The sequence below is a fragment of the Bradyrhizobium sp. RDI18 genome (assembly GCF_043203335.1).
In the GTDB taxonomy this organism is placed as follows: Bacteria; Pseudomonadota; Alphaproteobacteria; order Rhizobiales; family Xanthobacteraceae; genus Bradyrhizobium; species Bradyrhizobium retamae.
In genome coordinates this window covers 484,065-503,798 of sequence record NZ_JBICRN010000006.1, presented here as the reverse complement: position 1 = coordinate 503,798, position 19,734 = coordinate 484,065, and the positions used below count along the sequence as shown (strand labels likewise).

The window sequence follows — 19,734 nt, the reverse complement described above, 5'->3', positions numbered from 1 at the left end:
GGCGTTTCTCCTATTCCGCGGCCTGCAGGGTGGCCGGTGCCGGGCCAAAATCTTCCCGGAAATGTTTGAGGGCGCTCAGCACGGGGTAGGGCGTGAAGCCGCCGAGCGCGCACAGCGAGCCGAATTTCATGGTGTTGCAGAGGTCTTCGACTACGGCGAGGTTTTCGGATCTGCGTTCGCCGCGGATGATCTTGTCGATGGTCTCCACCCCGCGCGTCGAGCCGATCCGGCACGGCGTGCACTTGCCGCAGGATCTGACCGCGCAGAATTCCATCGCAAAGCGCGCCTGCTTCGCCATGTCGACGCTGTCGTCGAACACGACGATGCCGCCATGGCCGATCAGCCCGTCGCGCGCCGCGAAGGCTTCGTAGTCGAACGGCGTATCGAACAGCGCGCGGGGAAAGTAGGCCCCGAGCGGTCCGCCGACCTGCACGGCACGAACCGGGCGGCCCGTAAACGTGCCGCCGCCGATGTCCTCGACGAGTTCGCCGAGCGTGACGCCGAATGCGGTTTCGAACAGCCCGCCATATCGGATATTGCCGGCGAGCTGGATCGGCATCGTGCCGCGCGAACGGCCCATGCCGAAATCCGCGTAGGCTTTGGCGCCGCCGGCGAGGATGAACGGGATTGCCGCAAACGACAGCACGTTGTTGATGACGGTCGGCCGGCCGAACAGGCCCTTGTGCGCGGGCAGCGGCGGCTTGGCGCGGACGATGCCGCGGCGACCCTCGAGGCTCTCCAGGAGCGAGGTCTCTTCGCCGCAGACATAGGCGCCGGCGCCGACCCGGACTTCGAGGTCGAAACTATGGCTTGATCCGACGATGCGCTCGCCGAGATAACCGGTACGTCTGGCGGCCGTGATCGCGGCGTTCATCGCCGCAACTGCATGCGGATATTCGGATCGGATGTAGATGTAGCCCTTGGTAGCGCCGACGGCGATGCCCGCGATCGTCATGCCTTCGATCACAACGAAGGGGTCGCCTTCCATGATCATGCGGTCGGCAAACGTGCCACTATCGCCTTCGTCGGCATTGCAGACGATGTATTTGCGGTCGGCGCTGGCTTGCGCCACCGTCTTCCACTTGATCCCGGTCGGGAAGCCGGCGCCGCCACGCCCGCGCAGGCCGGATGCGGTGACGTCGGCAAGGATTTTGTCGGAAGTCAGGGTCAGCGCGCGCTCCAACCCCTTGTAGCCATCATGGGCGCAGTAGTCCCCGATCGAGCGGGGATCGATCACGCCGCAACGTGCGAACGTCAGGCGGGTTTGGCGCTTCAGCCAGGGAATTTCTTCGGTGAGACCGAGCCGCAACGGATGCGGGCCACCGGTGCTGACAGCATGGAACACCGATGGCGCATCCGCTGCCGTCACTGGACCGAACGCGATGCGGCCTTGCAATGTCGCGACCTCGATCATCGGCTCGAGCCAATAGAGCCCACGCGATCCTGTTCTGACGATCTCGACGGCGATGCCGCATTTGGCGGCGGCCTGCTCCAGCGCTACGGCTACCTCATCGGCGCCTACGGCGAGGGCACCGGCATCGCGGGGAACGAAGATGCGCATCGTCATCGCTGCGCCTCCGCAACCAGCGCATCGAGACGCGCTTCATCCAGCCGTCCGACGACGCGGCCATCGAGCATCGCCGACGGCGCGGTGGCGCAGAGGCCCAGGCAATAGATCGACTCCAGCGTGACGCGCGCGTCGGTGGTGGTGTTTCCGACCGATATGCCGAGCGTCGCTTCCGCGCGCGCGGCGAGCGCATCGCCACCTGCGGCCTGGCACGCCTCGGCACGGCACAGTTTCAGCACATGGCGGCCGGCGGGCTCGCGGCGAAAATCATGATAGAACGTGAACACGCCGTGCACCTCGGCGCGCGAAAGACGAAGCGCGGATGCGATCATCGGAATGGCGGGCTCCGGCACGTAGCCGAACGCCTCTTGCATCGCGTGCAGGATCACCAGCGTCGCGCCTTCGAGTTTCTCGTGCTCGGCAATGATCTCAGCGCCGCGCGCGTCATTCCAGGGTTCGTATGCTGATGTCATTCTCGCTCTCATCAGAGGTTGTGTGCGCCGATGAGTAGGGGAATTGCGCGGGATATCAATAAAGCTGTCTCATGTTGCGATTTCAAAACATGATGAAGCGGCGCGTGAGATGAGACATAGGCAAAGCCTATGACCGACACGGCAAGGGGATGGCGTTTGGTCGACAAGCGCGGTGGGTTACGCGGGATGAATACGTATGCAGCGCTTACGAGCCCGCCCGCTCGATGGGGCCGAAAAATTGGACATTATGAATGTCGAATTTCCGTCCCCCGGACGCCGTTTTGAAGTATTGGCGCCTTCACGCCCGTGCTATTTGTGGCACTTGGGCGACCGCCCATACGGCCAAATTTCGTGGGATTTTCTCGGTGATCGACAAGCTTGAACTTCTGCTGGCGCTGGCAAAGGAGCGGCATTTTGGGCGGGCGGCGGAAGCCTGCGGCGTCACCCAGCCGACCATGTCGACCAGCCTCAAGCAGCTCGAGGAAATTCTCGGCGTCATGCTGGTGCAGCGCGGCTCCCGCTTTCAGGGCTTTACGCCGGAGGGCGAGCGCACGCTCGACTGGGCGCGGCGCATCGTCGGCGACGCGCGCGCGATGCGGCAGGAGATCAACAGCCTCAAGGACAAGCTCTCCGGCGAAATCAGGATCGCCGCGATCCCGACCGTGCTCGGCATGGTGGCGCAGCTTACGACGCCGTACCGCGCGCGATACCCGGACGTGCGCTTTCGCATCCAGTCCTGCACGTCGGCCGACGTGCTGGGCCTTCTCGAAAATCTCGAGGTCGATGCCGGGCTGACCTATATCGAGAACGAGCCGATCGGCAAGGTTCGCACCATTCCGCTCTACAACGAAAGCTATCGCCTGCTGACGGCGCCCGACGCCATGTTTGGCGACCGCAAGCAGGTCACCTGGAAGGAGGTCGGGCAGGTGCCGCTGTGCCTGTTGACGCCGGACATGCAGAACCGCCGCATCATCGATCGCGCGTTGGCCTCCGTCGGAGCCGAGGCCACGCCGACGCTGACCTCGAACTCGCTGCTGGTGCTCTACACGCACGTGAAGACCGGGCGCTGGGCGAGCGTGATGCCGGCCAAGCTTGCGGAGACGCTGGGGCTCGCCGACTCCGTCCGCAGCATTCCGATCGTCGATCCCGTCGTGGACTACAGCATCGGTATGGTGATCCCGCAGCGCGACCCGATGACGCCGCTGATCGCGGCGCTGGTGCAGGTCGCCCGCGAGGTGGCGCCGACGCTGGCGTAAAATCAGGCGGCCTCGGCCTCGGCCTTTGCTTTTGTTTTCGGCTGTTGCGGTTCGCACGGCAGCACGATGCGGACGACGGTGCCGGTGCCGAGCTTGGAGCGCAGCCGCATCGTGCCGCCATGCAGACTCGTCAGCGACCGCGCGATGGCTAGTCCCAGGCCCGAGCCCTGGTAGGTCTTGGTGAGCTGGCTTTCGACCTGTTCGAACGGCTTGCCCAGCCGCTGCAGCGAAGCGGGCGCGATGCCGATGCCGGTATCGGCGATCATCAGAACGATCGAGTTGGGCAGCACATGGCTGCGCACGGTGACCTTGCCGTCGTCGGGGGTGAATTTTACGGCATTGGACAGCAGGTTGACGAAGATCTGCTTGACCGCGCGGCGGTCGGCCATCACGGAAATGGTGCTTTCGATATCCGCGTCCAGCGTCAGGTTCTTGTCCTCGGCGCGTCCGGACACCACGCGCAGCGACTCCGCCAGGATCTTCGACAGGTCGAGCTGCTCCATGTCGAGCTTCATGCGGCCGGCCTCGATCTTCGACATGTCGAGGATGTCGTTGATGACTTCGAGCAGGTATTTGCCGCTGGTCAGGATGTCGTGGCAGTACTCCTGATACTTGTCGGAGCCGAGCACGCCGAACATGCCGCTGCCCATGATCTCGGAGAAGCCGATGATGGCGTTCAGCGGGGTGCGCAGCTCGTGGCTCATATTGGCGAGGAATTTCGATTTCGCCTGGTTGGCCTCCTCGGCGCGGTTCTTCTCCTGCGAATATTTTTCCGCCAGATCGGCCAATTCCGCCTGCGAGCGCTTCAGGTCGAGCACGTTGGCGCGCAGGCGGGCGTCGTTTTCGATCAGCTTCTGCTCGTGCGCCTTGATGCGCGTGATGTCGGTGCCGACCGAGACGTAGCCGCCGTCCTTGGTGCGGCGCTCGCTGATATGCAGCCAGCTTCCGTCGTCGAGCTGCGCCTCGAATGTTCGGGCTCCCGGCGCTTGCGCGCCGGTCTCCTGCAGTCTGGTGCGAACCTCCGGCATGCTGCCGACCTCGATCACGGTCTCGTACGACGTGCCGGGGGTCACCGCCGTATCGGGCAATTTGTGCAGGCGCTGGAAATGCGAGTTGCAGAGCACGAGGCGATCTTCCGCGTCCCACAGCACGAAGGCTTCCGGAATGGTTTCGATCGCGTCGCGCAGCCTGAGGTCGGCTTCCACGGTCTTCTCGGCGAGGCTCTTCTGCTCGGTGATGTCGACCGCGATGCCGATCAAATGCAGGCCGCCATCGGCCGAGGTGTGACTGAGCTCGCAGCGCACGCGCAGCCAGATCCAGTGGCCGCCGGTGTGCTGCATGCGGAAGCTCTGGTCAATGTGGGTGATCTTGCCGGCGATCATCTGGTCGGCGATCGCGAACAGGTCGATGTCGTCGGATTTCACCAGCGCGTTGACTTCGCCGAAGGTAAGGAGGTCGTTGCGGGAGTCGAGGCCGAGCATCGTGAACATCGATGCCGACCAGAAGATGCGGCCGCGCGAGAGGTCCCAGTCCCACAATCCGCAGCGGCCGCGGTTGAGCGCGGTATCGATCCGGCCGCGGACCGCGTCGTTGATCAGGTCGCCCTCGCGGGCACGGGTCGATTGCCAGTGGAAGGCGAAGCCGAGGATCAGCACGACGAAGCCGGTGGTGGCCGACAGCGTCACCGACAGGGCGGCATCCGAACCCCACAGCGGCTCGTTCCGTTCCTGGATGACGATGACCATGCCGGGCAGCGATTTGACCAACCGCGAGATCGCCACGGCGCCGTTGCCGTTCGGCAGCGTCATGTCGCTGACGACGCCCTGCTGGCCGGGCGTGGCGAGCAGTTGCGCTGTGCTGATGACGTCGAGGATGCGATCGCCGCCAAGGCTGCCTTCGACGGGAACGCGGGCCAGAATCCGGTGATCCGAGCCGGTGATGATGACGTGGCGGCCGCTCGCGACGCCCCAGGCCGGGATCAGGTCGGGCAGCAGGCTCTGCAGCCGCTCGATATTGGCGGCGCGATCCTGCCGGACCGAAGCGAAGCGGTCGAGCCGTTCGGCCAGGAGCTCGGTGACCGCGGAGAGATCGCGCTTCATGGCGGCGCGCTTCTGCCGGCTCTGGTCGATCACCTGCACGAAGGCGCCGAGGCAGATCGTGATCAGGAAGGCGATGATGAGCGTGGGCACGGCGCGGCGAAGCGCCGGCTCTGCGGTGAGCAGCCGGTGGTAGGCAGGTTTTGCGATCGATTGCGCCAATCCTTTGATCGAATCGGATTGGACGCACGCGTTCGCCGCATGCGCGCGCGCCATGCTTTAGACCCCCGCCGAAGGCTCTTTTGCACATTGTCCGGAAGCACCCCGTAGCTTCCGAATCATGCCGATTTGAATCCACTTTTTTCGGGCTGTCGAGAGTCAACGATTCGTTAATTCGAAATAAATGTTGTCCAACACGAATTAAGGCACGCTCGATGCGAGTCCGAAACGGGAACGGGCCCGCAAACCTACGCGCGCGGCGGCTCGGCATGGCTGATGACGCGCTTGATCGACGGGAACGCGCGGCGCAGCGCGCGCTCGATCTCGTCGACGTTCTCATGCACCTTGATCACGCTCATCGATGGCGCAGCGCGGCAATGGAAGTTGACGATTTCGCCAGCATCGGTGTCGCGGACCCGCACATTGTGAATGTCATGGATCGCGCCGTTGCCGCCGGCAAAGCGAGACAGCGCGGCCTTGATGGTTTCGACGCGTTCCGGCGCGGCATCGGTACCGTGCGGAAGCTCCGGCTCGAGCGGCTCGATATGGGTGTCGACCTCGACGTCCTCGCCAAAGTCCTCGCGAATGCTGCGCTCCAGGTCGTGGGCGATGGCGTGCGCGGCGGTGAGTTCCATGTCGCCGTCGACTTCGAGGTCGATGCCGACAATCAGGCGGTCGCCGAGATCGTGCACGGTGACATGATGGACGGCGAGACCGGAATTGCGGGCGATCACCATGATGCGCTCGCGCACGCTCTCATTGTCGCGCACCACCGGCACTGCGGTGAAGGTGAGGTCGGCGTCGCCGAGCGCTTGCGTGACCGCGACTTGCGCGGTCTTCTTGATCGCCTCGACGCGGTCGATCGGGTAGGTGCGCGGCACCTTTGCGATGGCGTCGATGAAATGCGTCGGCCCGACCATGCGCACGCGCACGCGTTCGACGTCGACCACGCCGGGCACCGCGCGGATCGCCGCGGCCGCTTTTTCCGACGCGCCCGCCGGCGCGCGGTCGAGCAGGGTTTCGACGGTGGAGCGCCCGAGCCTCAGGCCGAGGATCGATATCATGACGGCCACGGCGATGGCGGCAACCGAGTCGCCCCAGGCATAGCCGAGCCCGGTCAGCACCAGGCCGGCGATGACGGCGAGCGAGCCGAGCACGTCGGACGCGAAATGCAGCGCGTCCGCCGCCAGCGCCTGGCTCCGCGTCTGCCGCGCCGTGCGATGCAGCGCCCGCGCGCGCCAGAAATTGACCGCGATATCGATAACCAGCACGACGAAGGGGACAGCCGATATCGTCGGCGGCGGCGCACCTTCGCGCAGCCGGCTCCAGGATTCGACCAGGATGCCGCCGGCCAGCACGTAGAGCAGCGCGATGACGAACAGCGCCGACAGGCTCTCGAACTTGCCGTGGCCGTAATGATGTTCCTCGTCGGCGGGTTGGTCGGATACTCGCACTACGAGCCACGTGATGACGGTCGCGATCACGTCGACGGAGGAATGCAGCGCCTCCGAGATCAGCGCGAGCGAGCCGATCGCGATACCAACCGCGAACTTCGCCGCAGCCATGCCGGCGCTGGCGAAGATCGAGATCGCGGCGACATTGGTCTTTATGGTGGGGATAGTGGTCATGGCCGGCGGTTTAGCAGGGCGCTGTGTGGGATTAAAGCTGACAGTTGGATACGCAATCGCCACTCACTTGCAGGAGCGATTTGTTGCGAATTGTTCTAAGTTAAATTCACCGCGTCGCCCCTGCGAAAGCAGGGACCCATAGCCACCGATGCCTGTTGTAGGCGAAGCTGTAGCACCAGCGTCGCGCAACATGGACACTTGTGGCTATGGGTCCCGGCTCGCGCTTCGCTTGGCCGGGACGACGATAGAATTGCGCGCATTGGACACGCCTCCGCATTCTCGCGGCGCAATCCGCCCGAGCTTTGCAAATTCATTCGCCCTACAGGAAGAGGGCGCAGGGAATGCCGGGTGCTTGCTGCACCCGCGGTCTCGTGTGCAAATAGCGCAAAAGAAACGCACACGAGCATACAGGTACCGCCGAGGCACTCCGGCATTCCCTGCGCAGTGGTTTTACGGCTTATGCCGAGCTCTCCCTGGAGACGAATTCCTCTTGCCTCCATCGCTGCCGGATTAAAGGCTTGTCGAATCCGGTTGGGTTCGACGCACCTCCGTCAGCTTGGCACCAGCCACGGGTGTCAGGACCACACGGTTTTGCCGTACGCGTCAGCGCCGTACGTCCTGCGCGCGGTGTCCGCTCACGGCCGAAGAGTCGCCCTGCGAACAACTTCTCGCGCCGACGCCGCCGCGTCCACCGCATCCCGCCCCACGTTCGTGACGATGGCCAACGCCCCTCTTGTTGGGACGGGACGCCGGGAGTTGTAGGGGTGATTTGGGTCTGGCGCGAAGCGGAATACTTTTGCGGGCACGACTGGACGGGGCAAATCACGTTGAAGTTGTTGGGGAAAATCGATCTTTGAAGAAAAATCGATTTTTGGGCGCGCCGCCATTTTGAGATTCTTAGATCGCGTCAATAGCTGTTTGTAAGTTCTGGCTTACATTGGTGGTCACGCCGGGGCGCGGGTCCTACGTAAGTGGACGATTCTCGCGGCGAGATGCCCGAGCTTTGCAAAAATCATTCGCCCACCCAGCGCGGGCAGACACACCACCCGCGTTTCAGAGGTCGATCTGACATGGTCAACTCCAAACGCTGGATTCCGCTTTAGAATCCATAGAGATGGAACACCTGGAGTTGTGACCGAGATCATACTGTTTCCTCGACTTCCGGAGCATTGTAGCCGCTGCTACTGATATCCGTCGAGGTCCGGATGCAATGCACGAATTGCGCCGCCGAAGTCTCGGAGCAAAGCAAATTTTGTGGGCAGTGTGGAGCGGCAGTCGTGCGGCGCTGCTTGGCCTGCGGTGCGGCAAACCCAGCGCTGAACAAGTTCTGCCGCGATTGCGGAACCAGATTGCGCGCGGCTTCTCCTGCGGTGGTGCCATTGGCGCGGGACTCGCGCCCGATCGAGCGCCGACAGCTTACCGTACTGTTTTGTGACCTGGTCGGATCGACTGCGCTGTCCGCAAGGCTCGATCCCGAAGACTTCAGCGCAATCATCGCCGACTACCGGCGCTGCATTACTGAAATCATTGCCAGCTTCGACGGCTTTGTCGCGCGACATCATGGGGACGGCGCGATCGTATGCTTTGGCTATCCTCAGGCACACGAAGACGACGCAGAGCGTGCTGTTCAAGCAAGCCTTGCACTGGTGCAGGCGATCGCCGCCTTGCCCGCGAAAGAGAAGTTGAGCGCGCGCGTCGGTATTGCAACGGGCGTGGCGATCGTCGGCGATATGTCCGACAGCGCGATTTCCGAGGAGCATGGTATCCTCGGCGACACCCCGAATCTTGCCGCCCGACTGCAATCGCTCGCACGGCCCGGTAGCGTTGTTATCTCGGGTCGTACAAAGACGATCGCGGGACCGCAATTCGAGTATCTCGATCTCGGTAAAGTCGAGATCAAGGGATCTGCAAAACCGGTCGCTGCCTGGCAAGTCGCCGGCAAGACAACAGTGACCAGCCGATCGCACGCTCTCCAAAGCTGTGATGTACTGCCTCTGATCGGCCGTGATGAAGAAATGGAGCTAATTCTGAGCCGATGGAAGCGGGCCAAGGGTGGCGAAGGTCAGGTGGTGCTGCTCTCGGGTGAAGCGGGGATCGGCAAATCACGGCTCGCCGTCGCGCTGTTGGAACAGCTTGCTCGCGAGCCGCACATTCGGCTGCAGTACTTCTGCTCGCCGCAGCATACCGACAGCACGCTCTATCCGGTGATCGGGGAGATGTCGCGCGCCGCCGGTTTTGCTCACGATGACAGCCAGCAAGCGAAAGCGGACAAGCTTGACGCGCTGCTGGCGCAAAGCTCGACGCCTTCAGAGCATGCGGCGCTGTTTGCCGAAATGCTGTCGCTACCCAGCGATGGACGCTACCCTCCGGTTGAAGTTGAGCCGCAGCTCCGCCGAGAGAAAACGCTGAAGGCTCTTGGTTCGCACATCGAGGCGCTGGCGCGGATCCATCCCGTGCTGATGATCTTCGAAGACGCGCATTGGACCGATCCAACCAGCCTCGAATTTTTCGCGAGGGCGGTCGACCTGGCCGTGAATCGCCGGCTGTTGATACTCGTTACTTTCAGGCCGGAATTCAGGCCGTCCTGGATCGGACGGCCGCACGTGAGTGAGCTGACCCTCCATCGGCTGACGCCGTGCGACATCCATTCCCTCATCGAGGGCGTCGTCGGCGACCGATCGTTGCCGGCGGACATCCGCCAGGACATCATCGAGCGCACCGACGGCATTCCACTGTTCGCCGAGGAGATGACCAAGGCGGTGCTGGACGCAGAGGGTGAGAGTGATGTGCAGCGGGCCTGCGCAGCGGCACCGACGCCTGTCGTAGCAGTTCCGGCTAGCCTGCAGGCTTCGCTGATGTCGCGGCTCGACCGGCTCGGCCCAGCGAAAGACGTCGCGCAGGTCGGTGCGGCGATCGGCCGGGAATTTCCTCACATGTTGCTGGCGGCGGTCGCGCGAAAGCCGGAAGCGGAATTGGATGCCGACCTTCACCGGCTTATTGCAGCGGGCCTGTTGTTTCGACAGGGTATCCCGCCGCATGCGAGCTACCTGTTCAAGCATGCGCTTGTGCAGGACGCAGCCTACAGTACGCTGCTGCGAGAGCCGAGGCGCGCGCTGAACGCGCGTATCGCCGAAATCCTTGAAAGTCAGTTCCCGGAAATAGCCGAGAGCCAGCCCGAGTTGCTCGCGCGTCACTACACAAAGGCCGACCTGATCGCGAAGTCAGCGTATCTGTGGGGCAAGGCAGGACTGCGGTCACAGGAGCGCTCGGCGCTGATCGAAGCAGCAGAACAGCTTGGTCAGGCGCTGGCGCAACTAGCAACCTTGCCCAGCACGCCCGACCTGCGGCGCGAGCAGATCATTCTGCAAGTCGCGCTCGTGAACACGCTGATGCATGTCAAAGGATATGGCGCTCCCGAAACCAAGACTGCCGTGGCGCAGGCGAGGGCGTTTATCGAACAAGCGGAACAGCTTGGAGAGTCTCCCGATGACCCTTCGCTGCTCCTCTCGGCCCTCTTTGGCCAGTGGATCGTCAATTTCATAAATTTCGATGGTGATGCGGCGCGCGAGCTCGCAAGCCGGTTTCTGGAGCTTGGCGAGAAGGAGGGAGCAGCGGTCCCGCTCTTGATCGGGCACCGTACCATGGCCAGTACGCTGGCGTTGAGGGGGATCTCGTTGAAGCCAAGGCGCACTACGATGGAGCTCTCGCCCTCTATCGCCCCGCCGAACACCGGCGATTGATGACGCGATTTGGCCAGGACCTCCGGGTAACGTGCTTGGCCTTTCGTTCAATGGCCTCGTGGCTGCTCGGTTATCCCGAAGCTGCGATGAACGACGCAGACTGCGCGCTAATGGAAGCGCGCCAGATTGATCATGCCGCCACTTTGATGTTCACGCTGAATTTTCCGATTCTTGTTAATACCTACTGCGGGAATTATCACGCGGCAAACGAGCATCTCAAAGAGCTTGTCGCATTAGCGGAGGAGAAAGGCGCCCCGTTCCGGAAGGCGGAAGGCGTGTTACGGCGGGGCTATATCCTAACCCTCACGGGAGCCGCGAAAGCCGTCGAGACGGTCACGGCGGGTATTGATTTATGGAGGTCGGCCGGATCGACGATATTTACACCGGAGCAGGAGTTCATGTTGGCAATCGCCCATGCGGACTCGGGCCAGTTCGATGACGCCTGGCGCTGCATCGGCAACGCAATGACAGCGATGCAAGCAACCAAGGAAAGATGGTGCGAGGCCGAGGCTCATCGCGTTGCCGGTGAAATCGCGCTCAAGTCGCCGCAGCGGGACGAGGCGAAGGCGCAAGCGTATTTCGAGCATTCCCTGGCCATTGCGCGAGCGCAGCATGCAAAGTCGTGGGAATTGCGCGCGGCAACCAGCTCGGCGTGGCTCTTGAGCCGTCAGGGCAAACGGAAAATGGCGCGTGACCTTCTCGCGCCCATCTACGATTGGTTCACCGAAGGATTTGACACAAGCGACCTGCGAAAGGCCAAGGCCTTGCTCGGTGAGCTTCGTTGATAGTGCCTTCGTCGTCGTCCGCTTAAGATGCGGCGGATCAGGCGCTGATCCAGCGCGCTGCCAGACGCATTGCAGCGCCGCATCCTTGGGATCTGGACACGAGCCATCCGCCTTGTCCGAAATCCCTTGCGACAAACCGGAGGCCCCCGATGCCCATCATCGCTTCCCAGGTCCACGCCTACGAGGCGAACAGTCCGAAGCGGCCCTGGCACAGTGTGCCGAACTGGCCCGGCCACGTCACGGGTGACGAGATGGTGGCGGCGATGGACAAGGTTGGCGTCGACGGCGCGATCTTCATCTCCGCCTTTTCCTTGTACCGCTACGACGCCAGTTATGCCGTGGAGGTGCAGCGGGCTCATCCAGGCCGGTTCGCCATCGTCAAGCCGGTGGACCCTGATGACCCTGATGTGGCCGACGTCGTCGCAGACGATTTAGATTTGATTCATCGTAATTATTAGAGCTCGATTCAAATTTTCTGTGCATGATTTGCCGCGTTCCGCGGAATTCCATTTTGATCAGCGCTTCAGCAAAGCTCGCGGTGATCCGGAATCATTATCATGGCGATCGTTGGTGCAGCGCTTTGCACTCAGAGCTTTTGTGAGTTTGTAGGTGAGCGGCTGCATGTCGCCAGCCTGAAATCGCACGCTCCAAAATTGCTGGCTGCCTGCGCTATCTTGTGTTCGATCTCGGTTGCCGGTTGCGCGCGTAATCCGGCGCAGCATGAATTCACTCCAGCCCAGCGCGAAGTCAAAGCGCCTCCCACCCGTGCGGCCGTGCGCACCCGCCGACACTCTGAACAGCATCGATTTGCCGAGCCGAGAATTCGGCGCCCGGATCCGGCGTTGCTTTCCCCGCAGCCGGCACCCGATTGCGAGTTCAAAAGATCCGATCTCAAGACCGTGGATCCGGATCAATGGACCCGCTTGAAGGTCGAATACGAGCGACAGTGCTATCAGGATGCAGAGAAGGCTGCGCGCGACCGCCTGATCTTGCTGCAGGCGTCCGCAACATGCGAAGTCGAACCGGTTCGACAGCAGACGCCGGTCCGATAGCAACCCAGGATAGCCAGAGCGTCGCTGTCGGCTGCGTGTCTCAGCACGCCGCATGACCCGCGCGCGCAGGCCCGGCGCTCACTTCTAAATTGTATTCAGCAGCAATTGCCCGGCGTCTGTAAGGCCTGTGTCTTCCAGATGACAATGGCGCGGCATTCGTCCTTAATTTTGCCGTTCTTTTGCCATGCCGCCGTTTCACGTTTTTGCTTATGGGGCTTGATTCCAAAGCATTTTGGGCTGGGAGGGGATTTTCGGGAAGTAGTAGTTTTTCAGAGAGAAATTATGAAAACTCTTTACGATATTATTGGTGCACTTCCGGACGACAACGCGGAAGATTTGAGAGTTGCATTTCGCAAGGCGGCCAAGGCAAACCATCCTGACCTCAACCCGGGCAATCCGGAAGCTGCACAAACGTTCAGGCGGATCGTTCGCGCCAACGCCATTCTGAGCGATAATCGGCAACGAGAGGCCTATGATCGGCTGCTCGAAGTCGCGCACCGGCAGCAACGCCAGAAGCCAAAGCGCGGTATCTTCTCCGCTGGCATCCGCAGGCTTGGCGTTGATGCGATGGCGAGTGCGCTTGCCTCGGTCGTGTTTATTGCGGGCTACCTCTTGCTCAAGCCTGTCGACAGGCTGCCTCTCGCTTCGGCACACGTAACTGAGATATCCCGGCGCGAACCAGCGCAGACTGCTGCCGTCAGATCGACCGAGCTGTCCTCACAGGAGCGAGCGAACTCAGGCGACAAGTTTGAAGATGCCGCAGCCGGCATGAAGCCCGACGTGAACCCGCAGGACCTCGAAGAGCCGGCCAGGCTGGCCAGTATTTCACCTGCGGTAACGATCGGCAGTGCCCCTGCAAGAGATGTTTCCCCGGGTCGCGAATCGGGGCCCAAGGACGTCAACTATTATCGAGAACGGGCCGTCTCCGCGTATCGCAATGGGGATCTCTACATTGCGCTGGCCAATTTCGATCTAGCGATCCAGCAGGATCCCGCTTGTTCGGATTGCTATGTTGATCGCGGGATTGTTTTGCACCGCATGGGCGATCTAAAGGGTGCATTTTCCGACGTCGCCGAAGCCAAGCGCATTGATGCCTTGAATCGAAACAAGATCCTTTCCGACGCAAGCGCACGCTAACGGGTCTGCGCAAAGCGCGGCCCGATGACAGGCTCCCACGTCATCCGCGCTGCATCTCAAACAAGGATGGCGGATTACGTTTCCGCCTTTTTACCTTTGCTCTTGAACCTACGGCGGACAAGGCGCTGATCTGCTCGGCGCCTTTGCCCACTGGACAGGGGCCGGCCGCATTGTCCAAATTGCCTGGCAAAGAGCGGAGGCGCCAATGACGATTGTCGATTCCCAGGTCCACGCCTACGAGGCGAACAGTCCGAAGCGGCCTTGGCACAGTGTGCCGAACTGGCCCGGTCACGTCACGGGTGACGAGATGGTGGCGGCGATGGACAAGGTTGGCGTCGACGGCGCGATCTTCATCTCCGCTTTTTCGTTGTACCGCTACGACGCCAGTTATGCCGTGGAGGTGCAACGGGCGCATCCCGACCGGCTCGCCATCGTCAAGCCGGTCGACCCCGATGATCCTGATGTGGCCGACGTCGTCGCGGAGTGGAAGAAGACGCCGGGCACGGTCGGAATCCGCATCATGCTGACGAAGGAGGCGCGCCGCTCGCCTGAAGATCCCGGCCTCGACCGGATTGCGCGCGCAGCGGTTCGCCATGATTTTCCGGTCAACCTCCACTGCTGGGACAATCTGGACGCGGGCAGGGCGCTGATCGATCGCCACCCCGACACGCGGTTCATCATCGACCATCTAGGTATCCTGCAGCCACGCGTGCCGCCGGCGCCGCCCGAACCATGGGCCGACCTTCCGAAGGTGCTGGAACTCGCTGAGCGACCGAACGCTGTGATCAAGGTCAGCGGCGCCTGCACGCTGTCCCGCGAGCCGTATCCTTATCCTGATATCTGGGACCCGCTGGCCCGCGTGTTCGATGCCTGGGGTTTCGAGCGCTGCTTGTGGGGCACGGACTGGACGCGGGCATTCGCCGTCGTCGACTACGAGCAGGCCGTCGAGCCCTTCCTCAAAACCAGCCGCCTGAGCGAGACCGAGCGGGCCATGTTGATGGGCGGCGCCTGCATCAAGGCTTATGGCTGGTCACCGAAGAAAGGTTAGCGCACGTAGTCCGCCTTGCGCGAGCCATGACACTTTGCGCGCACGTGTCTGGCCGGCATCAAACCAGCCAGACATGGCAACACTCTGGGGCGGACTACGAACAGGCAGTTCTGGCAGAGTGCCGGGCTGGAAAATTGGCGGTCCGAAGCATATATTTTTGCAATGGCGACAATTGTGCAATGCACTTGCGGCGCCGAGTACAGTCGCACTGAAGAGAAGTTCTTGGTGCCGCATACGGGTGACGCGATCTGCAAGGTCTGCGGAGCTGCGCTGGAATCGTGGCTGGAAACCACCCACGTTCCCATATACGAACTTATTGAACGTCCAGAGAAAAAGCCGGAATCACACTAGCCCGGTGTGCCTAATCTGGCTTCGCAAGGAAAGTTAATCTTCAAAGTTCTGGCGCTTCTCAGCGTCAGGGCGCACACTTGTCATCACCGCTCGATCTCGTGGCAGTTATCGGTGATGAGAGCGCCAGCCGCGCTCCCGCCAATCCAGCCTGTTGCACCAAGCGGACCTCATCGGATATCTGCGCCAAATAAATCTCCAGATCAGCCGGAGGAACAGCGATGCAATTGCGGGTCTTTGGGCGCACGGGAATGCGGCTCTCGGTGCTGGGCTTCGGCTGCGGCGCGGTGGGCGGTCTCATGGTGCGCGGCGATGCGGCCGACCAGGAGCGGGCCATCGCACGCGCGATTGCCGCCGGCGTCAATTACTTCGACACGGCGGTGCAGTACGGCGATGGCGAGTCGGAAAAGAACCTTGGCCGGGTTCTGCAGAAGCTGAAGCCGGCCGACGTCGTCGTCGCCACCAAGGTCCGGTTGCCGCCTGGCGATCGTGGCCGCATCGACGAGGCGGTGCAGCTATCGCTCGAAGGCAGTCTGGCGCGGCTGCGGCTCGAGCGGGTCGATATCTTTCATCTACACAATCCGATTACCGAGCAGGGCGGCGGGCCGGCGCTGGGCGTGCGGCAGGTGCTCGACCAGGTGGTGCCGGCGTTCGAGCGGCTGCGCGAGCAGGGGAAGATTCGTTTTCTCGGGATCACGGCGCTCGGCGACACGGCGGCGCTGCATCAGGTGATCGATGCGCGCGTCTTCGACAGCGCGCAGGTCGTCTACAACATGCTCAATCCGTCTGCGGCCGGCGAATTGCCGGCGCGCTATCCGGCACAGAATTATGGACGGCTGTTCGATCACACCCAGGCGGCCGGCGTTGGCGTCGTGGGCATCCGCGTGCTGGCCGGCGGGGCGCTGTCGGGTTCGGCCGAGCGTCATCCGATTGCGGGTGCTGCACCGGAGCCGATCGGCTCTGCCACGAGCTACGATACCGATGTCGATCATGCGCACCGGCTGATGCCGCTGGTGGAGGAGGGATTTGCCGCCAGCCTGACCGAGGCCGCGACGCGGTTTGCGGTGTCGCATCCGGCGATGGGCACGATCCTGGTCGGCATGGCGACGCCGCAACAGTTCGAGGATGCACTCGCCGCGGTGGAGAAGGGCCCGCTGCCGCAGGCGGCGCTCGACCGGCTGTCGGAACTGCAGCAGGCGTTTGCTGACGAGGCGCGATGATCGCCCCAGTTTTGGCGCTTGCCCGGATGTTGCGGAGCCTGTCATCGGGCGCGCATTCGCGTGATCCGTTGGCTCGTCCAGGCATCATCATTGATATTGCACGAAAACGACGGTCTCGGCTTCCTCTTACCGAATTATTAACCAATCTGCATCAGGGTTAACGGATTATTAACCAATCTGGTTCGGGATTGGCGTCGCGACCAACCGGCACCAAGGGAGCACCTGATGGATACCCCAACGTCTGCCGCACCCGACGAAAAAACGCCTCCGTCGGAATTGGCTTTGGCGGCACAACTCAGCAAATCGGAAACGCAAGAGAAGTCGAAACCCTCCAGCGCTCTGGAGATTAGCGCCGAACGGATCAACTCTTCCGTTGCCCGGTTGACCTCAAATTCGATCGGCGAACTTCAGGGGTTGGCTTCCGAACTCCAAAAAATGCAGGACTTCCTGCAGGCCGAAGTCAACAATGTGCAGCACCAGATCGACAGCGCGTTGGCCGGAATTAACATCATCGTCGAAACGATCAGTCCGTGGAAAAGTATCGCGGGCTCACAAACACCGCCATCCGGCCCTCGCGGTGTCCGCGCAGGAGGACCGGCGGCCAATATTGAGCAACGCAGTCGCGTCGGGTAGCAGCGGCGCGCGCGTCGCTGGCCGATATTGCGGACTCCCGAACGGGCGTCGGTGCGGATACTCGGCTTCATCCCTGCGAGCGCTTCGGTTGAAGTGTACGGTGCGCGGAAGAGCGTGAACGCCAGATCGCCACCATCAGGCCAACAAATCACCTAACGACTCAACGATGCTGTTGCTGCGGGCCGCGGGCGATGCGCATGGGTGCAGCAATGATGCGCTTTAGCTCCAATCTATATCGAACTCCCGCCCTGAGTGGGCTGGTTATGGTCGCGCTGCTTGTGCTTGGCGCGATCGTCGTTCAAAGTCTCGGACTGGCTGAGAAAGGTGGCCATGTCACCATTGTGTCCGAACACAGTGAGGTCCGCGCGCGCACCAGCCCCGAGAACGGTGGCCGAGCAACCCTCGATATTGGTATCGCAGACCTGAGAGGGTCGCTGCCGTAAGATAACTTGCTTTGACGCGTTTTTCGGCGGCCACTGGCGCTTGGGTCCCGGCTCTGCGGAGCAGCGCACCGGACGATGCTTCGCATCGCCGGGGAACGCTGCACCGCGTCCGGGACACGCAGCTAGAACGCCACCACGATCTTGCCGAGGTGCTTGTTGGCTTCCATGTGCTCGAACGCTTTGCCGATCTCGGCGAAGGGATAGACCTGGTCGATCGGCAGTTGCAGTTTTCGCGATTCGACCGCGCCCCAGATGTCTTTGCGGACCTCGTCAAAGATCTCGCGGATTTCTTCGATGCTGCGGGTGCGGAAGGTGACGCCGATATAGTTGATGCGGCGGGCGGCGTGGAGGTCGAAATTGAAATCGGCGTGGGTGCCGCCGAGCCGGCCGACATTGACGATGCGGCCCTTGACCTTGGTGGCGGCGAGATTCTGGTTGGCGACCTTGCCGGAAACCTGGTCGACGATCAGGTCGACGCCTTCGCCGTTGGTGGCGTTGAGCACCTGATCGACCCAGCCGGGATCGCTGGAATCGATCGCGAGATCGGCGCCGAATTCCTTCAGGCGGCCGCGGCGCATCGCGTCCGTCGAGGAGCCGATCACGAGTTTGGCGCCCTTCAGCTTGGCGATCTGCATCGCCATCAGGCCGACGCCGGAGCTGGCGCCCTGGATCAGCACGGTCTGGCCCGGCTGCAGCGCGCCTGACGTGACGACGGCGTTGTGCATGGTGGCGAGCGCGACGGGGAGGGTGGCGGCCTCCTCGAAGTTCATGTTCGAGGGCGCGCGGAACAGCCGGCCGTGGTCGGCCAGCGTATATTCCGCGAACGCGGCTGCGCCCGAGCCCATGATCCTGTCACCGACTTCAACGCCTTTTGCGTCAGGCCCGAGCTCGGCGACTTCGCCGGCCCATTCCATGCCGAGCACGGTGCCGACGCCGCCGGCTGCGCCGTGCACATGGCCCTTGGTCATGCCGAGGTCGGCGCGATTGAGGCCGCAGGCATGCACCTTGACCAGCACCTGCGTGCCCTTCGGCGAAGGTTTTGCGACCTCTGATATTTCGGCGCCGTTGGCGCCGTAGACATAGGCTTTCATGGACTCTTCTCGTTGTTGGCGGAGACCGCTTTTATTCTGCTGCCTGCCGCTGCGCGCCCGACAACATGCCTTCGAACCGGCTGCGGATAATGGCTTCCGCGTCGCGCATGATGCGCGAGATCAGTTCGGCGCAGGTCGGGATGTCGTGGATCAGACCCTGGACCTGGCCGGCCGACCAGATGCCCTCATCGGCATCGCCGGTGGCGTAGACCATCTTGCCGCGGGCGCCGGCGACGAGCTCGCGGACGTCCTCGAATTTCGCGCCTTCCCTTTCCATCGCCACCACCTTGGTCGAGATCGCGTTCTTGGCGACGCGCGAGGTGTTGCGCATGGTGCGGAAGATCAATTCGGTCTCGCGCTCGTCATTGGCGACGATGCGCTCCTTGACGAACTGATGGATCGGGCTTTCCCTGGTGCACATGAAGCGCGTGCCCATGTTGATGCCCTCGGCGCCGAGCGCCAGCGCTGCGACCAGGCCGCGGCCGTCGCCGAAACCGCCGGAGGCGATCAGCGGTATCTTCACCTTGTCGGCGGCGGCCGGAATCAAGATCAGGCCGGGGGTGTCGTCCTCGCCGGGATGGCCGGCGCATTCAAAACCGTCGATCGAGATCGCATCGACGCCCATCCGCTCCGCCGACAGCGCGTGGCGGACGCTGGTGCATTTATGGATGATCTTGATGCCGTGCTTCTTGAACTCGGTGACGTGCTCCTGCGGCTTGTTGCCGGCGGTCTCGACGATCTTGATGCCAGCCTCGATGATGGCCTGGCGGTATTCTGCGTAAGGCGGCGGCTTGATCGCGGGGAGGATGGTGAGGTTGACGCCGAACGGCTTGTCGGTCATGTCGCGGCAGCGCGCGATTTCCTTTGTCAGGTCCTCCGGCGTCGGCTGCGTCAGCGCGGTGATCAGCCCGAGCGCGCCGGCATTGGCAACGGCCGCAACCAGCTCGGCGCGGCCGACCCATTGCATGCCGCCCTGCACGATCGGGTGCTCGACGCCGACGAGCTCGGTGAATCGCGTCTTGATCATGTCTGCCCTCTGGTTTCCCCGGCGGGACGGC

At 62.6% G+C, this 19,734-nt stretch carries 16 protein-coding genes and 1 pseudogene; 11 read left to right on the top strand and 6 right to left on the bottom strand.

The features are described from left to right. Positions 1 to 10 precede the first annotated feature (10 nt). Together ACFXS9_RS03335 and ACFXS9_RS03330 are read right to left on the bottom strand one after the other, a co-directional pair. A complete protein-coding gene (locus tag ACFXS9_RS03335) occupies positions 11 to 1,567 on the bottom strand; it encodes a formate dehydrogenase beta subunit (protein ID WP_392685153.1) in 1,557 nt (518 codons plus the stop codon). Further along, the gene (locus ACFXS9_RS03330; RefSeq protein WP_392685150.1) at positions 1,564 to 2,040 is read right to left on the bottom strand and encodes a formate dehydrogenase subunit gamma; all 477 of its coding nucleotides are present in this window, start codon (positions 2,038 to 2,040) and stop codon (positions 1,564 to 1,566) included. Before ACFXS9_RS03330 ends, ACFXS9_RS03335 begins: the two co-directional genes overlap by 4 nt. 365 nt (positions 2,041 to 2,405) lie before the next feature. Here ACFXS9_RS03330 and ACFXS9_RS03325 point away from each other — a divergent pair, with 365 nt between their 5' ends. Further along, positions 2,406 to 3,296 carry a LysR family transcriptional regulator gene (locus ACFXS9_RS03325; RefSeq protein ID WP_057847652.1) on the top strand — a complete coding sequence of 297 codons (891 nt, stop codon included), beginning with the start codon at positions 2,406 to 2,408 and terminating at the stop codon, positions 3,294 to 3,296. A 2-nt stretch (positions 3,297 to 3,298) separates the two neighbouring features. Here ACFXS9_RS03325 and ACFXS9_RS03320 read toward each other — a convergent pair whose 3' ends face one another. Continuing rightward, complete coding sequence (locus ACFXS9_RS03320) at positions 3,299 to 5,608, bottom strand: PAS domain-containing sensor histidine kinase (protein WP_392685146.1); 2,310 nt, start codon at positions 5,606 to 5,608, stop codon at positions 3,299 to 3,301. A gap of 191 nt (positions 5,609 to 5,799) precedes the next feature. Beyond that, on the bottom strand, positions 5,800 to 7,179 hold the full coding sequence (locus ACFXS9_RS03315) for a cation-efflux pump (RefSeq protein ID WP_392685143.1): 1,380 nt from the start codon (positions 7,177 to 7,179) through the stop codon (positions 5,800 to 5,802). Positions 7,180 to 8,384: 1,205 nt separating this feature from the next. Here ACFXS9_RS03315 and ACFXS9_RS03310 point away from each other — a divergent pair. The 10 genes and pseudogenes from ACFXS9_RS03310 to ACFXS9_RS03265 form a co-directional block, all read left to right on the top strand. Further along, positions 8,385 to 8,510 (top strand): annotated as a pseudogene (locus ACFXS9_RS03310) (zinc ribbon domain-containing protein); the annotation flags it as partial. Between the two features lie 18 nt (positions 8,511 to 8,528). Next, complete coding sequence (locus ACFXS9_RS03305) at positions 8,529 to 10,919, top strand: ATP-binding protein (RefSeq protein ID WP_392687226.1); 2,391 nt, start codon at positions 8,529 to 8,531, stop codon at positions 10,917 to 10,919. Positions 10,920 to 10,969: 50 nt separating this feature from the next. Continuing rightward, entirely contained in the window at positions 10,970 to 11,704 is a 735-nt protein-coding gene (locus ACFXS9_RS03300) for a hypothetical protein (RefSeq protein WP_392685140.1), read from the top strand. A 149-nt stretch (positions 11,705 to 11,853) separates the two neighbouring features. Then, positions 11,854 to 12,162 (top strand): hypothetical protein, encoded by a 309-nt coding sequence (locus ACFXS9_RS03295; protein ID WP_392685137.1) that lies wholly within the window; start codon positions 11,854 to 11,856, stop codon positions 12,160 to 12,162. A 99-nt stretch (positions 12,163 to 12,261) separates the two neighbouring features. After that, entirely contained in the window at positions 12,262 to 12,756 is a 495-nt protein-coding gene (locus tag ACFXS9_RS03290; RefSeq protein ID WP_392685134.1) for a hypothetical protein, read from the top strand. 282 nt (positions 12,757 to 13,038) lie between these two features. After that, complete coding sequence (locus tag ACFXS9_RS03285; protein WP_392685131.1) at positions 13,039 to 13,893, top strand: DnaJ domain-containing protein; 855 nt, start codon at positions 13,039 to 13,041, stop codon at positions 13,891 to 13,893. Positions 13,894 to 14,098: 205 nt separating this feature from the next. Further along, positions 14,099 to 14,941 (top strand): amidohydrolase family protein, encoded by an 843-nt coding sequence (locus ACFXS9_RS03280; protein ID WP_392685128.1) that lies wholly within the window; start codon positions 14,099 to 14,101, stop codon positions 14,939 to 14,941. Positions 14,942 to 15,510: 569 nt separating this feature from the next. Beyond that, on the top strand, positions 15,511 to 16,509 hold the full coding sequence (locus ACFXS9_RS03275) for an aldo/keto reductase (RefSeq protein ID WP_392685125.1): 999 nt from the start codon (positions 15,511 to 15,513) through the stop codon (positions 16,507 to 16,509). A gap of 225 nt (positions 16,510 to 16,734) precedes the next feature. Next, entirely contained in the window at positions 16,735 to 17,142 is a 408-nt protein-coding gene (locus tag ACFXS9_RS03270; protein ID WP_392685122.1) for a hypothetical protein, read from the top strand. A gap of 197 nt (positions 17,143 to 17,339) precedes the next feature. Further along, complete coding sequence (locus ACFXS9_RS03265; protein WP_392685119.1) at positions 17,340 to 17,585, top strand: hypothetical protein; 246 nt, start codon at positions 17,340 to 17,342, stop codon at positions 17,583 to 17,585. A 122-nt stretch (positions 17,586 to 17,707) separates the two neighbouring features. Here ACFXS9_RS03265 and ACFXS9_RS03260 read toward each other — a convergent pair whose 3' ends face one another. Together ACFXS9_RS03260 and ACFXS9_RS03255 are read right to left on the bottom strand one after the other, a co-directional pair. Beyond that, positions 17,708 to 18,676 (bottom strand): zinc-binding dehydrogenase, encoded by a 969-nt coding sequence (locus tag ACFXS9_RS03260; RefSeq protein WP_392685116.1) that lies wholly within the window; start codon positions 18,674 to 18,676, stop codon positions 17,708 to 17,710. A gap of 31 nt (positions 18,677 to 18,707) precedes the next feature. Next, a complete protein-coding gene (locus tag ACFXS9_RS03255; RefSeq protein WP_392685114.1) occupies positions 18,708 to 19,703 on the bottom strand; it encodes an NAD(P)H-dependent flavin oxidoreductase in 996 nt (331 codons plus the stop codon). Positions 19,704 to 19,734 lie beyond the last annotated feature (31 nt).

Excerpts from the sequence above, each read along its gene's own strand:
- ACFXS9_RS03255 (WP_392685114.1), bottom strand. The coding sequence starts at position 19,703 with ATGATCAAGACGCGATTCACCGAGCTCGTCGGCGTCGAGCACCCGATC.
- ACFXS9_RS03330 (WP_392685150.1), bottom strand. The coding sequence starts at position 2,040 with ATGACATCAGCATACGAACCCTGGAATGACGCGCGCGGCGCTGAGATC.
- ACFXS9_RS03285 (WP_392685131.1), top strand. The coding sequence starts at position 13,039 with ATGAAAACTCTTTACGATATTATTGGTGCACTTCCGGACGACAACGCG.
- ACFXS9_RS03260 (WP_392685116.1), bottom strand. The coding sequence starts at position 18,676 with ATGAAAGCCTATGTCTACGGCGCCAACGGCGCCGAAATATCAGAGGTC.
- ACFXS9_RS03265 (WP_392685119.1), top strand. The coding sequence starts at position 17,340 with ATGGGTGCAGCAATGATGCGCTTTAGCTCCAATCTATATCGAACTCCC.
- ACFXS9_RS03300 (WP_392685140.1), top strand. The coding sequence starts at position 10,970 with ATGGCCTCGTGGCTGCTCGGTTATCCCGAAGCTGCGATGAACGACGCA.
- ACFXS9_RS03275 (WP_392685125.1), top strand. The coding sequence starts at position 15,511 with ATGCAATTGCGGGTCTTTGGGCGCACGGGAATGCGGCTCTCGGTGCTG.
- ACFXS9_RS03320 (WP_392685146.1), bottom strand. The coding sequence starts at position 5,608 with ATGGCGCGCGCGCATGCGGCGAACGCGTGCGTCCAATCCGATTCGATC.
- ACFXS9_RS03280 (WP_392685128.1), top strand. The coding sequence starts at position 14,099 with ATGACGATTGTCGATTCCCAGGTCCACGCCTACGAGGCGAACAGTCCG.
- ACFXS9_RS03270 (WP_392685122.1), top strand. The coding sequence starts at position 16,735 with ATGGATACCCCAACGTCTGCCGCACCCGACGAAAAAACGCCTCCGTCG.
- ACFXS9_RS03295 (WP_392685137.1), top strand. The coding sequence starts at position 11,854 with ATGCCCATCATCGCTTCCCAGGTCCACGCCTACGAGGCGAACAGTCCG.
- ACFXS9_RS03290 (WP_392685134.1), top strand. The coding sequence starts at position 12,262 with ATGGCGATCGTTGGTGCAGCGCTTTGCACTCAGAGCTTTTGTGAGTTT.
- ACFXS9_RS03315 (WP_392685143.1), bottom strand. The coding sequence starts at position 7,179 with ATGACCACTATCCCCACCATAAAGACCAATGTCGCCGCGATCTCGATC.
- ACFXS9_RS03335 (WP_392685153.1), bottom strand. The coding sequence starts at position 1,567 with ATGACGATGCGCATCTTCGTTCCCCGCGATGCCGGTGCCCTCGCCGTA.